The organism is Vibrio sp. 10N.261.52.C11, from assembly GCF_041471405.1.
GTDB lineage: Bacteria > Pseudomonadota > Gammaproteobacteria > Enterobacterales > Vibrionaceae > Vibrio > Vibrio crassostreae_C.
In genome coordinates this window covers 1-14196 of sequence record NZ_JBFROI010000023.1, presented here as the reverse complement: position 1 = coordinate 14196, position 14196 = coordinate 1, and the positions used below count along the sequence as shown (strand labels likewise).

At 43.2% G+C, this 14196-nt stretch carries 16 protein-coding genes and 1 pseudogene; 13 read left to right on the top strand and 4 right to left on the bottom strand.

Features of this window, described 5'->3' with window-relative positions:
* Positions 1-24: 24 nt before the first annotated feature.
* Positions 25-1860, bottom strand: coding sequence for an ABC transporter ATP-binding protein/permease (locus tag AB4323_RS08995; protein ID WP_017061820.1), 1836 nt, complete (start codon positions 1858-1860; stop codon positions 25-27).
* A 548-nt stretch (positions 1861-2408) separates the two neighbouring features.
* On the opposite strand from AB4323_RS08995, the gene artP reads away from it, so the two are divergent.
* From artP to AB4323_RS08930, 13 genes are all read left to right on the top strand, one after another.
* Positions 2409-3137, top strand: a complete 729-nt coding sequence (gene artP, locus AB4323_RS08990; RefSeq protein WP_032545343.1) for an arginine ABC transporter ATP-binding protein ArtP — start codon at positions 2409-2411, stop codon at positions 3135-3137.
* Positions 3138-3257: 120 nt separating this feature from the next.
* Positions 3258-3989: a lysine/arginine/ornithine ABC transporter substrate-binding protein gene (locus AB4323_RS08985; protein WP_017070691.1), complete on the top strand. Its 732-nt coding sequence runs from the start codon at positions 3258-3260 to the stop codon at positions 3987-3989.
* A gap of 3 nt (positions 3990-3992) precedes the next feature.
* Positions 3993-4679, top strand: a complete 687-nt coding sequence (gene artQ / locus AB4323_RS08980) for an arginine ABC transporter permease ArtQ (protein WP_017078229.1) — start codon at positions 3993-3995, stop codon at positions 4677-4679.
* Positions 4676-5344 carry an arginine ABC transporter permease ArtM gene (gene artM / locus AB4323_RS08975; protein WP_017068344.1) on the top strand — a complete coding sequence of 223 codons (669 nt, stop codon included), beginning with the start codon at positions 4676-4678 and terminating at the stop codon, positions 5342-5344. Before artQ ends, artM begins: the two co-directional genes overlap by 4 nt.
* Positions 5345-5655: 311 nt before the next feature.
* Positions 5656-6687, top strand: coding sequence for a DUF5677 domain-containing protein (locus AB4323_RS08970; protein WP_372106276.1), 1032 nt, complete (start codon positions 5656-5658; stop codon positions 6685-6687).
* Between the two features lie 144 nt (positions 6688-6831).
* Positions 6832-7257, top strand: coding sequence for a hypothetical protein (locus AB4323_RS08965; protein WP_372058637.1), 426 nt, complete (start codon positions 6832-6834; stop codon positions 7255-7257).
* A 643-nt stretch (positions 7258-7900) separates the two neighbouring features.
* The gene (locus tag AB4323_RS08960; protein WP_102333313.1) at positions 7901-8107 is read left to right on the top strand and encodes a hypothetical protein; all 207 of its coding nucleotides are present in this window, start codon (positions 7901-7903) and stop codon (positions 8105-8107) included.
* Entirely contained in the window at positions 8104-8595 is a 492-nt protein-coding gene (locus tag AB4323_RS08955) for an ATP-binding protein (RefSeq protein WP_102333314.1), read from the top strand. Before AB4323_RS08960 ends, AB4323_RS08955 begins: the two co-directional genes overlap by 4 nt.
* 198 nt (positions 8596-8793) lie before the next feature.
* Positions 8794-9216: a hypothetical protein gene (locus tag AB4323_RS08950; protein WP_102333315.1), complete on the top strand. Its 423-nt coding sequence runs from the start codon at positions 8794-8796 to the stop codon at positions 9214-9216.
* Positions 9217-9242: 26 nt separating this feature from the next.
* A complete protein-coding gene (locus AB4323_RS08945; protein ID WP_102333316.1) occupies positions 9243-9695 on the top strand; it encodes a hypothetical protein in 453 nt (150 codons plus the stop codon).
* A 104-nt stretch (positions 9696-9799) separates the two neighbouring features.
* A complete protein-coding gene (locus AB4323_RS08940; RefSeq protein WP_102320222.1) occupies positions 9800-10204 on the top strand; it encodes a DUF1801 domain-containing protein in 405 nt (134 codons plus the stop codon).
* A 194-nt stretch (positions 10205-10398) separates the two neighbouring features.
* Positions 10399-10680 carry a hypothetical protein gene (locus tag AB4323_RS08935; RefSeq protein WP_017059577.1) on the top strand — a complete coding sequence of 94 codons (282 nt, stop codon included), beginning with the start codon at positions 10399-10401 and terminating at the stop codon, positions 10678-10680.
* Between the two features lie 78 nt (positions 10681-10758).
* Entirely contained in the window at positions 10759-11274 is a 516-nt protein-coding gene (locus AB4323_RS08930; RefSeq protein WP_102333317.1) for a GNAT family N-acetyltransferase, read from the top strand.
* 267 nt (positions 11275-11541) lie between these two features.
* Here the strand turns inward: AB4323_RS08930 and AB4323_RS08925 are convergent, their stop codons facing one another.
* The 3 genes and pseudogenes from AB4323_RS08925 to AB4323_RS08915 all read right to left on the bottom strand — a co-directional run.
* Complete coding sequence (locus tag AB4323_RS08925) at positions 11542-12201, bottom strand: sugar transferase (protein ID WP_017059580.1); 660 nt, start codon at positions 12199-12201, stop codon at positions 11542-11544.
* A 9-nt stretch (positions 12202-12210) separates the two neighbouring features.
* On the bottom strand, positions 12211-13398 hold the full coding sequence (locus tag AB4323_RS08920; protein WP_102333318.1) for a glycosyltransferase family 2 protein: 1188 nt from the start codon (positions 13396-13398) through the stop codon (positions 12211-12213).
* Positions 13395-14177: pseudogene (locus tag AB4323_RS08915) on the bottom strand (glycosyltransferase); the annotation flags it as partial. The gene AB4323_RS08920 and the pseudogene AB4323_RS08915, both read right to left, overlap by 4 nt.
* Positions 14178-14196 lie beyond the last annotated feature (19 nt).

The following is a 14196-nucleotide window of genomic DNA, read 5'->3' as shown; positions in this document are numbered from 1 at the left end:
CTTAGTTGCACATCCACTCAATAGTTAGGCACTAAGGTGTTTGAATTGCAGCTCAACTAAGCGTTGGTACAATTCGCAGCTATTGATGAGAGACTGGTGGTCGCCGATGTCTACTAGCTGTCCTTTATCGAGCACTGCAATCTGGTCGGCGTGTTTAATTGTTGATAATCGATGGGCGATAATAATCGTTGTTCTGCCACGCATTAACTCTTCTAACGCTTGTTGTACGTGGTGCTCACTTTCGCTGTCTAGTGCGCTGGTTGCTTCGTCCAACAATAGAATATTCGGATCTTTTAGGATGGCACGAGCAATCGCAATACGTTGTCTCTGCCCACCAGAAAGCCTTACACCACGCTCACCAAGAAAGCTGTTGTAGCCATCAGGTAGGTTTTGAATAAACTCGTGTGCGTGCGCTTTCTTGGCTGCTTCGATCACTTGCTCGTCTGTTGCCTGCGGGTTGCCGTAGCGAATGTTATGGAACACATCGTTACTGAACAGAGCAGGTTGCTGCGGCACCAATGCCATCTGCTTTCTCAGCTCGTTCGGATCAAACTGATTGAGTTCAACGCCGCCTAACGTCACTTTACCCACTTGTGGGTCGTAGAAACGTTGCAGCAGTTCGAACAGGGTGGTTTTACCTGCGCCAGACGGGCCAACCAATGCTAACACTTTGCCTTCATGGGCAGTGAGCGTGAGGTTGCTTGTTGCGGGTTGGTCCGGTCTTGATGGGTAACAGAAGGTCACATCATCAAATGCTACTTCTGGCGTTACGTTAGCAAGCGAGGTTGGGTTCGCAACTGGCGCAACAATATGGCTTTCAACTTGTAGGATCTCGATTAAGCGCTCGGTCGCACCTGCCGCGCGTTGCAGTTCGCCCATAACTTCTGAAATCGTACCTAATGACGAAGCAACCATGATTGCGTAGAACACAAACGCGGCTAAGTCACCTGCCGACATAGTGCCGTTGATAACATCACTGCCGCCAACCCAAAGCATGCCTGCAATAGCACTAAATACAATCACGATAACGCCAGAGATAAGAATCGCGCGCTGTTTTACACGTTGGCGACCAATCTCATATGCCTTTTCAACTTCAACCGCGAATGACGCTTTCTCTTGCTCTTCTCGGCTGTAGCTTTGCACCGTTTTAATGTGTTCAATCGCTTCACCTGCGTAAGAACCCACATCAGACATCGAATCCTGACTTTGACGAGATAGGGCTCTGACACGACGCCCGTAGACAAGGATCGGGATCAAGATAAATGGCACCGAGGCCAATACAATCAACGTCAGCTTAATGTTGGTGGCAAACAGCATGATGATTGCACCAATACACATCAACGCGCTGCGCATCGCCATAGAGAACGATGAACCTATGATGCTTTGAAGCAGAGTAGTATCCGTTGTAATGCGCGACATGATGTCGCCACTGCCATTGGTTTCGAAGTAACTCGGATGCAGCGTCACGACATGATTGAAAACCGATAAGCGAATGTCTGCACTCACGCGTTCCCCAACAGAAGAAACCAAGTAGAAGCGGAAGAAAGTACCAATCGAAATCAACACGACCACGACCATGATGAACTGAATCGCGCTGCCTAAATCTGAAAGTGATTGTTGGCTAAAACCTTGGTCGATGAGAAGACGAATACCATGTCCGACTGAGAGGGTTAAGCTCGCTGTGAAGATCAACGCGATCAACGCCGCAATAACACGACCTTTATAAGGCTGAATGAATTTACTCAGCTCAAACAAAATACTGAGGCTTTTTTTCTCAGGTTTGGGTTCTGGCGCTTGTTGAGTCGATCGCTGAGTCTGTCGCTGGTTTGAGTCGAGCGTAGAAGAGACATCGTTTTGCATATGACTGCCTTAATGTGTTGTCGCTTTAAAAATAGATGGCTTGTTGCTAATTGCTTATGACTTATTGCCGGTACTGCGCGTTGTTCGCTGGGAAGTAATTGTTGTTGAGAATAGAACCCATTAAAGCATTTATTGCGCTGTGACGCTCCCCAGGAAACTCAATTTCCAATATTTCATCAACACTAAGTGAATAATTCGAAGCGACCTTAAAGGAAAACTAAGCATTTTGATCCAGTCAGTTGGATAGGGAACCAAGCTATTTAACCTTAATTTTTATGCAAGTAAATTAGCGTTGATAGGAGAGTGCACATATAAACAAGCAACCATGCGATGATTTATAAATTGATAGCAAAACGTTTGCTTTTTATCTCGATATTAGCTTTATCAATGGCTTGCGAGTTTTGGTTGTAAGACCAGTTATAGCGACTGTTTTTTGTGCAATATTTGTTACAAAAATTCAACAAAGTAGTTTTTTATACATTTTTCTTGCATAAAACCTCGGATTGAATAGAATAACCAATAAATGACAATTAATGCAGTATTGTGGCATGAGTATTCAAGTAAAGAGCATCAACAAATCATACGGTGATACCCAAGTTCTTCACGACATCAGTTTCGACTGTGAGAGCGGCGAAACCTTGGTATTGCTTGGCCCAAGCGGCGCGGGCAAGAGTTCATTACTGCGTGTATTGAACCTGCTTGAAATCGCGGACAACGGCGAATTAGACATTGCGAATGAGCAATTCGATTTTTCAAGCCAAATCCAAGAGAAGCAGGGGCTTAAACTTCGTCGTAAAGTCGGCATGGTGTTCCAGCAATACAACTTATGGCCACACATGACGGTGATGGAAAACTTGATTGAAGCACCAACCAAAGTGGCGGGTTTGGATAAGCAAGAAGCGATTAAGCAAGCGCAAGAAGTCCTAAAGACACTTCAACTTGCCGACAAAGCAGACGCTTGGCCACTTCAACTGTCTGGCGGTCAACAACAGCGTGTTGCGATTGCACGTGCGCTGATGATGAAACCGGATGTGTTGTTGTTTGATGAACCAACAGCGGCGCTTGATCCTGAGATCACCAACCAAGTCGTGAGCATTATTAAAGAATTGAGCGGAACGGGCATTACCCAAGTGGTCGTGACGCATGAAGTCGATTTCGCGAAGAAGATTGCTAGCCACGTTCTGTACCTAGAGAAAGGGTACATCGTTGAACACGGCACCAGCGATTCATTCGTTAATCCGCAGACACCTGAGTTTGCCGAGTATCTGACTCATTAAGTAAGTCACTTATTAAAAGAAAGTTGACTCACTAGATCTAGCTAAACACAACATCAATTAAAACAATCAAATTATAAGAATGGCCACAGGCCGCTATTACACAGTATTCGGAGTAACAAAATGAAAAAGATTCTACTAGCTTCACTTATCGGCCTTGCTTCTTTTAACGCAGCGGCTAAAGAAGAAATCAAATTCGCGATGGAAGCAACGTACGCACCATTCGAATACATGGATGAGAACAACCAAATTCAGGGTTTTGACGTAGACTTAGCAAACGCACTTTGTGAAGAGCTGAAAGCAACGTGTACTTTCCACAACCAAGCATTCGATAGCTTGATCCCTGCACTTAAATTCAAACGTTACGATGCGGCTATCTCGGCAATGGACATCACAGAAGCGCGTCTTAAACAAGTGAACTTCTCTAACGCATACTACGATAACTCTGCAGCATTCATTTCTTTCGAAGGCAAAGTCGCAGACCAAGCAGCACTAGAAGGTAAGCGTGTTGGCGTTCAAAACGGTTCTACTCACCAGAGCTTCCTACTTGAGCAAATGACTGGCGTAACAGCGGTACCTTACTCAAGCTACCAAGATGCATTCATCGACATGAAAAACGGTCGTATCGATTCTGTATTCGGTGACACAGCCGTTGTAGCAGAATGGTTCAAGAAAGAAGACAACCTAACGTACGTTGGCGATCAAGTAACAAACCAAGAGTACTTCGGTAACGGCTTTGGTATCGCAGTAAACAAGAGCAACCAAGAACTTGTAGACCAGCTTAACGTTGCACTTGCAGCAGTGAAAGCGAACGGCGAATACGACAAGATCTTCAACAAGTACTTCGGTAAGTAATTTATGGAATTAACGGGTTACTCTTTAGGGCTCGTCGAAGCAAGCTGGATGACTGTTCAGCTTGCGTTCGTAAGCCTATTGGTTGGATTGGTTCTAGCAGTTTTGTTTGCAAGTGGTGAGATGTCTCGTCGTATTGCAATCAAATGGCCAACGACTGCATTTGTGACGATTGTTCGTGGTTTACCAGAAATTCTGGTCGTACTGTTTATCTACTTTGGTTCGACACAAGTTCTGTTCATGATCACTGGCGACTTCATAGAAGTGAGCCCGTTCTTATCTGGTGTTGTTGCACTGTCACTTATCTTTGCTTCTTACGCTTCGCAAACCTTGCGTGGTGCATTAAAAGCAGTAAGCAAAGGGCAGAGAGAAGCAGCAAGCGCGCTTGGTATCTCTCAATCACGTTCATTCTTTCGTATCGTGTTACCTCAAGCGGTAAGACACGCACTACCAGGGTTAACCAACCAATGGTTAGTGTTACTGAAAGACACTGCATTAGTTTCGCTAATTGGCGTAACAGATTTGTTGAAACAAGCACAACTAACATCCGCTGCAACGCACGAAGCATTTACTTGGTACGCGACAGCAGCAGCAATCTACTTGGTCATCACTTTAATCACACAAAGATTGGTAAAAGTGATTGATGGTAAGTTCTCTATTCAAGGTTTGGGTAACAAAGGGGCAATGGCATGAATCAACAATACCTCTCTCAAATGCTTGAAGGCTTAGTGACCAGTCTTCAACTCACAGGCGCTTCATTGCTTGTTGGTTGTATCTTGTCACTGCTGATGACGGTAACGCTAATTCTAAGAATACCGGCGATTCACTGGTTCACTCGTGGCATCATCACGCTGTTCACTGGCACACCATTGTTGGTTCAAATCTTCTTGGTGTATTACGGCCCGGGTCAGTTCGATTGGATTCGTGAAAGCTTCATGTGGACTTGGTTAAGCCAACCTTGGTTCTGCGCAATGTTAGCATTAGCTTTGAACACCGCGGCATACAGCACGCTACTGTTCAGAGGCGCATTCAACGCCATTCCAGCAGGGCAGTGGGAAGCATGTCGCGCACTTGGTATGGACAAAATCGCAACGCTGAAAGTGTTACTGCCATATGCACTACGCCGCGCCGTTCCAGCTTACTCGAACGAAGTGATTCTAGTTTTCAAAGGTACGTCACTGGCAAGCACCATCACCATCATGGATTTGATGGGTTACGCTCAGCGTATCAACGGCCAAACCTACGACACACTTACTGTGTTTGGTATCGCCGGCGCATTCTACTTAGCAGTAAACGGCATACTAACGCTGATCTTCCGCCAAGTAGAGAAGAAAGCCCTCGCATTCGAAGCCGCGTAAGCTAGCCACAAACAAATTTAATTAACGTATAAAGCCTGCCATTTATGTTCGCATAAATGGCAGGCTTTTTTGTTTTTGGGGTATGCGCAGAGGTACTGTTTTTATATCTAGTAGAGCGGGGTTTTTGCGAAATTCATACTATATAGAAATATTCTGCATTTTGTCATTCAATGAGTCTATCTATGTTTTAAGTCACTGAATTGCTGTGATTAATCGTGGTAAATTAATATGCATATGAAACTAGATAGAATGATTCTGTATTTGAATGCAGAATTTTTCAGTCTAATAGCTGTTATGAATCAGGGAGACTTATGAGCACTATTCAAGAACAATTCGAGAAGTTCATTGAAGATTTGATTGCCGAAAATCCAGATAAAGCTAAAGATTTGGATATAGAAATGCTAATAGCAGATATAACACCTGATTTCGTAGATGCAATAGGTGCATCATTGGCCAGTTCGATGCCAGAAATGCTTTCAAATCGCAGGTATGACTACAATTCATTTGCTGATAGGAACGTTGACAGGTGGAAGTCAGGCTTTGATCTTCTAGAAACTCATATCGTGATTTGTACTGAAGCAGGTGAAACCTTAAACTCTGAACATCGCCCTCAAGCAGCGGAACAAGGAGATTTGGTATTTGATCTTTTAGTTCGTCATCATGCGAGAGCCTGCCACATCGCAAATGAAATTTTATGCTTAATGAAAAATGGTTTCCCTGATGCAGCGCATTCACGCTGGAGGGCGTTGCATGAAGTGAGTGCTACTGCATTGTTTATCGCTAAACATGGTCAAGAGTGTGCAGAAAGATTTTACTTTCATGATGTTGTGGATTCCTACGATGCCATGAAAGAGCACCGGAAATATGAAAGCAGACTTCAAGCAAAAGCACCAACAGACACAGAAATACAAGAAGTAAAAAAGGTCTACGATGACCTAATTAAAAAATACGGAAAAGGTTACTCAGGACACTACGGATGGGCCGCTTATTTGTTTCCTGCGCATAATCGTGTTGGCTTTGGTGCAATTGAAAAAGACGTTGGTCTTGAGCACTTACGTCCTTACTATAAATGGGCAAGCCAAAATATTCACGCTGGCTCAAAAGGATTAAGAAATCGTTTAGCTCTCGAAGAATGTGAAGAAGATATATTAGTTGTGGGGCAGAGTAATTCGGGGATGACTGACCCTGCTCATGCGACTGCAATTAGTCTACTTCAAGTGACGAGTGCGTTACTTATGTTAAGACCGTCAATGGATGCAATTGTAATGATGCAAATTGCAACATGCTATTCAGATGATATTGGTAGTGAGTTTCTCAAGTTGTCGAGAAATTCTGATTCATAACAAGCAATTTAAGAGGGATTCCCAACGCTTGGCATTTTTGCTTTTACTCCAGTTTTAGTGTTTATGGCACAATGCTGAATCTTTGTATTGCTAAGCAAGTTAATTGGGAGTCATGCGCTACTCCAACTTGAGAAGGTAGTACAAGTGGAAACTAGAGTTAAAAAGTCGGTTCGGTATCTTACCTTGGGTATTCTTATCTACCCGTTTCTTTACATGATACTCAATTTTATTATCCCGATTCTAATGGCGATTTTGGGCGAAGTTGGTCGCTCGTTAGTTGAAATTCTTGAATATTTCACTTGGTTTATAATGCCTTTTTTTTCGGTGCTCTATTTGTTAGCTTTCTATCATTTTTCACCCATGTTAGGTAAGTGGCATCAATGGGTTGGGTATGCTTTGGTTTTTGCCGCTGTGCTAATGGAAATAGCGATGCCCTGGATGGAATCTGGTCTGGTGTTTAAGACAGCATCTTTTCTATGTCAGCTTTTCGAGATAGGCATTTTGGTTAGTTGCCTGTTCGTTTTTAGCAATAAGTTGAGGCCAAATTCTGAGCTTGGAAGTAACGTATAGCAAGTCTGAGCCTCATCTTACTAGATTGGAGTGCTTATTATCCATCCGAGCTGTTCAAGAGTGATTCACAACACACGGCATTTTAACTATGCCTTTGTATTAGCCATTTAAGAAGTATAAGGCTGCTTCGGCATTGCGTTACTCCGCCTTGAACAGGGCGCACCACTCATCGTGTTGAAATTCATATTGCATCCCCGTTTCAGGGTAAATCGAGACCTATTTCCTTGCCTGAGAAATGAGCAAAAGTAGTATGTGCTTTAGAACTCTACTTCTTTAGTCAATTTTTCAGGTAATACGTGAATATACTTCTGATCATACCTACAGTTTTTTTAACTAAATTTATTGGTTTGCAAATGGGATTCACCTATAACCTGTTTTCAGACCCGTTCAGTCTTAAACTTGCTCTGATTGACCTTGGTTTATTTGTCTTTGTCGGTGCACTTCTTAGTTTTATTTACGACAAGGTCAAACATGCACTCAAGAACGTCAGGAAAAATTAGCCTGACATAGCACTGAAAACGGATGCTCAACGGCGTTATTTTCGGCTTACTTCAATTTCAGTGTTTACGTCGCAATGATTTAAGATCTGTTCGTAACGTCACTCACACCTATACATTGTTTTGCTTTCTACGAGGGAATGAACATGAAAAAAGGAATTTTCAAGAACTTGAAGCTGGCATTAGGGATTGGCTTTGGTGTCGCAATTCATCAGTACTTTTTTATGACGGATGGTACGTTTGATTTCTATCGGCCAATTGTGGCGTTTGCTTTTACGTTTGTAGTGAGCAGCATTGGTACACTTCTAATAGAAAGAATCATGCGTAACAGGGAGGCTAAAGGGGAATCATGACTAAAATCTATTTCGTATGTGGCTTTATCGGTTCGGGTAAGACGACTTACTCGAAAGCGCTTGCAGAAAAGCATGGCGCCTTTCGTTTCTCAATCGATGAGTGGATGATTCCTTTGTATGGCGAGCATATGGAGCGTGAGGTTTTTGATAGCCGGCTGGCTACGTTACAAGGTTTATTCAAGGACTCTGCAATGCAGCTCTTTTCTTTGGGTGTCCCTGTGATTTTTGACTTTGGTTTTTGGCGTGAGTCTGATCGGGATTCTTTTACAAGCTGGGCATCAAACCTAGGTGTGGACAGCGAAGTTCACTATCTTGATGTTCCGTTTGAGACTTGCAAGGAGAGAGCATTCAGCCGTAACTCGGAACTGAATGGTAGGTCTTATGAAATGACACCTGAAATGTTAGATCTGTTTTGGTCTTGGTTTGAGGTTCCAACTTCAAACGAAAATGTTGTTTGGGTTCAACAGGAAGCTCAAAAAGGTATGTAGTTAGGCGCGCAGGTGAGAGGTGTTTTTGTTATCTAGCTTGTGTTCTAAGTCTTCCGTTACATTGGGTTTATGAAAGTCTGAGTCGTCCATCGAATAGTAGAGTAACAAGGGCATTTCTCATGCCGTATTTTTGGTAATTAGTTCTTCCTGTCGATTATCGAATTTGTCCTAAACCCACTATTAAGGCAGGGAACCCCAATGAATAGAACGCTATGGTTCGCACTCATTTCGCTTTTGTTTTCAATGACAATGGTATTTTGTACATACAGTTATGGCATAGAGAGCCACGTTGAAGTAATTACACTCACTTTAGTACTGTCTGGCCCTCTGATTTTTACATTTGCGCTTGTTGTCATTTTTTGTGGCGCACCAGTTATTAACAAGTACAAGTTACTTGGAACCATCGCAATTTGTGTGCATGGATTTACAGCCTCACTGCATGTGCTGTGGAACGGTTTTATGTTTGTCGATGTGATTAATAAACAAGGCTTAGGTCCGGGACAAGGTTATTCTGGTTTGATACTTTGGGTTGGTAGTATCAAGGCGATGCTACTTGGTTTGGTTGTGGGAGTATGCCTGCATTACTTGCTACGATTTTTTAGAAAGGCTGCAGTAAGATAACTGTTGGCTAGTTAGTTGATTGTTCGTTGTCTATAGGAGTTGCCACTGTGTTTTATAGTAAGGAATCCAACAAGGGATTGCTGCTCATCCTTGTTGCGATAAGTGCTTTCATTGTCGTTACCTCGGATAATAACCCTGGGACATTAATCGCTCACGCCATCAATGGTTTAATTGCTTTGCTCTTTTTCTCCATGACAATTGAGGTTAAAGACAATGTACTAAGCTGGTATTTCGGCTTTGGTTTTTGGCGTAAGAATGTAGAAGTGTCAGACATTACAGAGACATCGTTTTATCAAAGCAAGTGGTATCAAGGTATTGGTATCCGAATGCTGAGCGATGGTTGGTTGTATAATGCATCGATAGGTTCAGCGCTTAAGTTAAGCCTAAGCAATGGAAAGCATGTTTACATTGGTTGTAAGGATACGGACGGTTTAAAGCTGGCGTTGAAAACCGCTAACGAACAGATAACGCAAAAGTGATTTACGAGGCTTGGCACTTTTCGTTTTGAGTTGGACTAATTTTTAAGGCTGTATGCTTTAAGTGAGCTGCATTTTAATATCTCAACAAGTGGATCGGAGGTTCAATGGACCAAGCAATCAAAACACATTTCGACGAGTATCCCGATGATGTTCGAGCTCGGCTTGAAGAGTTGCGTTCATTAATCTTTGAGCTTTGCTCTGATTTGGAACTAGCTGAAGTCGAAGAGTCTCTGAAATGGGGCGAGCCGAGTTACAGCGTTAAGACGGGCAGCCCAATTCGAATCGACTGGAAATTGAAGTCACCAAACAACTATTACTTGTTCTTTAACTGTCAAACGAAGCTAGTCGACACATTCAGAGAATTGCACGATGGCACATTGGTATTTCAAGGTAATCGGGCAATCGTCTTGAACCTAACTGAACCACTTCCCAAAGCACCAATCAAGCAGTGCTTAGAGTTAGCCTTAACTTATCAACAACGAAAACATCTACCGCTTCTTGGCGCGTAATTCTTATGTGTTGTCATTATATTTCTTAAACAGGTTTTCTGTGTTCTAGCTATCACTCTTTAAAGTGCTAAGACTGTACCATCTTGATTAGTATCAAGAGGCTAGGGAATCTCTATAACCAACGCTGATTGTATTGCTTACCGTTTAAAAAGGTGTTCTAGTCACCTTGTATTTCAAACTTAAAAGGAAGTTGTATGAATTTAGATAAAGCCAAAAAACGTATCGCAAAGCAGGTTAAAAAAGGCGACCACGGATACCCAAAAATCACGTTAGCGTATTACGGGACGACCAAAGATCTCGCAACGGAAGTCGCGGTTCAATTTATGCTGGGTGAGGGCGATGGTGTTCAAGAAGAGCGTTTTTCTTGTGAAACCGAAATCCGAGATAATGAGTTAGTTCAAACGACGTTACTCAAGATAATCGAGCGAGCAAATGTTAACTCAGTGATTGAAGTTGAAGGCGTGGCTGTTCTTTAGTTTGCTTTAGCCTGGAAACGAAGCCAACACGAGAACTCAGGTGTATAATCCACATTTTTATCAAATTGGGCAGGACACATGGCGATCTCGTTTGAAACTCAAAGACTAAAAGTAGAAGAAGTCGCAGGTGAACTTACTGTTCCTGAACGTTCGGCTCTGCTTGAGCGAGTACCTGGCATTCTAATCCCGTCAGTCGTTGAAAACCTTCCACCATACTTTCATGGTATTGTGTCAGGTGAGCTGGCTGAAATTTGGCTCGACCGAATGTTGTCGGAGAGCCGCTTACTTCAAGTGAAATCCAACGATAATCAATTAATTGGTTTTCTGTTCGCTTATGTAGAAGACGAAAGTGATGCTCATATTGGCTACTTGCTTGCAGAAGAATGCTGGGGCAAGGGTTTCGCGAGTGAGTTATTGCAGAGTTTCATCACAGAAGTCGCAAAAACCGAGTCATGGTCCACACTGATTGGCGGTGTCGACCGTTCAAACATAGCCTCTACACACTTACTTAATAAGCTAGGTTTTGTTGAGCAAGCCTCTGACGAAAGTGCCGTGGTTTTCTATGAATATAAGCTTTCTCGTCTTAATTCTTAATTCTTAATTCATAATTCTTAATTCTGAGCTCTCAGCTCTTAATTTCTAATCCCTAACTCAAGCCACATCTGCGTTATACATTCATTGCCAATGTTTACGTCAATTGATAGGGAAGAAACCTTATTACACCATTCAACTGAGAACCGAGAGCAGCGAGTCTAGTTAACGTGGGCTAATTCGGCACTCTGTGTTTCATTAGCGACTCTCCAATCGCCCCCTAAGGCTTTATAGAAAACAGGCTTTGTATCCACATTAGACCATACTGGTTTAGCGACCTCGACCATCTACCATTACGATGATTGTTTTAGAGATGATGCTGAGATCAGCGGCAATCCAAGACTTAACCGAACATAGGCTTAGTGCATAACTGTGGTCAAAACCTACTTTACGACGTACATCATCAATACAGGTGTCGTAACCTTGATTTACTTGTGCAAGCCCTGTAATACCAGGCATTACACCGTATGTGCGGTCGGCAAAGTAAGGAATTTCGTTCTCTAGTTTGGTGTAAAAAGTAGGGCGTTCAGGGCGCGGGCCAATTAGAGACATTTCACCTTTCAGTACATTGATCAGTTGTGGCAGTTCATCAAGACGTGTCTTTCTCAAAAAGCGGCCAACAGGCGTGATTCGTGGGTCATTCGCGGTAGCCCAAACTGCACCAGAGCGAGTTTCTGCATCCTCGTACATGCTACGGAATTTCATGATCTCAAAGATTTCCATTTTCTCCGGTGTCGATTTACCAACGCGCAATTGACGGTAGAAAATAGGGCCACGAGAAGTGAGTGCAATCGCCATCGCAATCAACGGAAATACGGGCGCTAGCAAAATCAAAGCAATCAGTGAGCTTACAAAATCGAAAGTACGTTTAGCACGTGAGATTTTGTATTGGTATAGGTTTTGGGTAGATAGCTGTTCAATGTTAATCATAATAAGTCCTTAATGATTTGCTCGTGTCCAAGGTGAGTTTTCTAGTCCGATTAGGTAACGAATGCCACCAATGAAGTTGGCGTAGTGTCCAACTATCAAATAAGAGATTAATGAAATAGGTTTGTTTACTAGACGCTTTGGCAAGATGCAACCAAGGACGCCAATGGTATAAACGGCAACTTGAGCCCATAACAGCGCTTCAAATACCAAGTAGTTGCTAAGTAAGATTGAGCACACTAAGCACACAATCATTAAATAGGGAGTGAGTAGGCGAAGTCCTTTTCCTGAAAAGAACGCAAACGCGATGCCTTTAAACTTCGGGCTGAACAAGGCAAATAATCGAATCGCTTGTTGCATGTTGCCCGCTGAAATACGAAGTCTTCTTTTGAAGTCTGTTTCTAGGTTCGATTCTTCTAGCTCTAATGCAACCATTTGGGTTTCGTATTCGGCGATGTAACCTTGTTTAACGATTTGCATCGGTAAGATGAAATCATCATTAATAGTGTTGAGTGGAAGCAGTTCAAACAGGTGTGTTCTAAACAAGTAGAAAGCGCCATGAGAACCCAAGCTAGAACCTAATGAAGCCTCAGACTCTTTAACCGCGGTTTGGTACTGCCAATACGTGTTTTCGCCTTCATTGCCTGTTGGACAAAGTTGATACGTTGCGTTTACCACTCCAACCTTGTCACTTTCAAAATGAGCGGCAGCTATAAGCAAAGCATCCAATGAAATAAGGGCAGAAACATCACTCATCGCCGTGATATCACTGGTTATACGTGTCACTTCATCATTAACAACCGCGACTTTACCTCGGTTTACTTGATGGTCATGTATCTCAAAATAAACATCACTGCACATCGCTTCTTGTATGGTCATTTGTGCAATGGCGACTGTGTTATCAGTGCAACCATCGCAAGCGATAATGACTTCCAACTTCTTTTTTGGGTAATCGAGTGAAGCAAGGTTACGAATCTTGTCTGCGATCCACTGTTCTTCGTTAAATGCAGGAACAAGAACGGTGATGGTCGGCAACGTGCAATCTTGCTGTTCCTCTTTGTAGCAACGATGACTCTCTTCAACATTGCGTGCGGGGTGGCTTTTCGCATACCAACGCAGTAACAAAGGGTAGGCTGCGTGATGATAGACAATCAACGCACCTGAAAACAAACAAAGTCCCGCAAGCAACCAATCAATCATGCGTAAGCTCCTTCTGATATATCGTTGTAAGACGAAACCATTTTGATGATGTCGAAGTTTTCGAGTACGTAACGACGAGGTGACAAAAAGCGTTCATTTTGCTTTTCTAATAGCGCACTAGCTAACCCCACAATGCTGCCGCTTTTGACGAGGGCGCCGCTGACTGGACATAAGGTTTCATCGACGGCACCAACGTCCATTGCGACGGTTGGAATATTGCATGCTTGAGCTTCAAGTGTAGAAAGCGGCAGCCCTTCGTGGCGTGAAGGTAGGCAGAACGTATCCAACGCTCCGTAAAACGTGGTCATGTCTTCAACTAAGCCAAGAAAGATGACTCGGTCACTCAGATTCAAGCGGCTAGTCAGTTGCTCTAGTTGATTGCGTTTAGTACCGCCGCCAGCCAATGCGACAACCATGTTTGCAGGTAAAAGAGTCAGTGCTTTAATAAGTTGGTCTTGGCCTTTGACATGTTCTAGTCGACCTGCACAACCGATGATGTGTTTGTCTGTCGGCAGGTTTAGTTTTGCTCTCGCGTGTTCTTTCGACATCGGCTTAAACTTCTCACAATCAACGCCATTTTTGATGGTAATGATGTTCTCATAAGAAAAAGCAGTGCGTAGTTGGTTATAAACACGTGTCGCGTCGGCAACTAACGTTGGTTGAGCAGCTTTTAATGCAAGCGCTTGTAATCGACGACGTTTGTTGTTGTTCAGATGCCAAGCGTCATGTTCGGTATGGATTCGAGTTGGAACCCCGGTTACGCGAGCGGCATAACCAGCGGGCGTTGTTGATCAAATC

What these genes read in the sequence shown, in the direction of transcription:
- AB4323_RS08930 (WP_102333317.1), top strand. Translation starts at nt 10,759, where the DNA reads ATGGCGATCTCGTTTGAAACTCAAAGACTAAAAGTAGAAGAAGTCGCA.
- AB4323_RS08935 (WP_017059577.1), top strand. Translation starts at nt 10,399, where the DNA reads ATGAATTTAGATAAAGCCAAAAAACGTATCGCAAAGCAGGTTAAAAAA.
- artM (WP_017068344.1), top strand. Translation starts at nt 4,676, where the DNA reads ATGAATCAACAATACCTCTCTCAAATGCTTGAAGGCTTAGTGACCAGT.
- AB4323_RS08960 (WP_102333313.1), top strand. Translation starts at nt 7,901, where the DNA reads ATGAAAAAAGGAATTTTCAAGAACTTGAAGCTGGCATTAGGGATTGGC.
- AB4323_RS08925 (WP_017059580.1), bottom strand. Translation starts at nt 12,201, where the DNA reads ATGATTAACATTGAACAGCTATCTACCCAAAACCTATACCAATACAAA.
- AB4323_RS08940 (WP_102320222.1), top strand. Translation starts at nt 9,800, where the DNA reads ATGGACCAAGCAATCAAAACACATTTCGACGAGTATCCCGATGATGTT.
- AB4323_RS08920 (WP_102333318.1), bottom strand. Translation starts at nt 13,398, where the DNA reads ATGATTGATTGGTTGCTTGCGGGACTTTGTTTGTTTTCAGGTGCGTTG.
- AB4323_RS08955 (WP_102333314.1), top strand. Translation starts at nt 8,104, where the DNA reads ATGACTAAAATCTATTTCGTATGTGGCTTTATCGGTTCGGGTAAGACG.
- artQ (WP_017078229.1), top strand. Translation starts at nt 3,993, where the DNA reads ATGGAATTAACGGGTTACTCTTTAGGGCTCGTCGAAGCAAGCTGGATG.
- artP (WP_032545343.1), top strand. Translation starts at nt 2,409, where the DNA reads ATGAGTATTCAAGTAAAGAGCATCAACAAATCATACGGTGATACCCAA.
- AB4323_RS08950 (WP_102333315.1), top strand. Translation starts at nt 8,794, where the DNA reads ATGAATAGAACGCTATGGTTCGCACTCATTTCGCTTTTGTTTTCAATG.
- AB4323_RS08970 (WP_372106276.1), top strand. Translation starts at nt 5,656, where the DNA reads ATGAGCACTATTCAAGAACAATTCGAGAAGTTCATTGAAGATTTGATT.
- AB4323_RS08985 (WP_017070691.1), top strand. Translation starts at nt 3,258, where the DNA reads ATGAAAAAGATTCTACTAGCTTCACTTATCGGCCTTGCTTCTTTTAAC.
- AB4323_RS08995 (WP_017061820.1), bottom strand. Translation starts at nt 1,860, where the DNA reads ATGCAAAACGATGTCTCTTCTACGCTCGACTCAAACCAGCGACAGACT.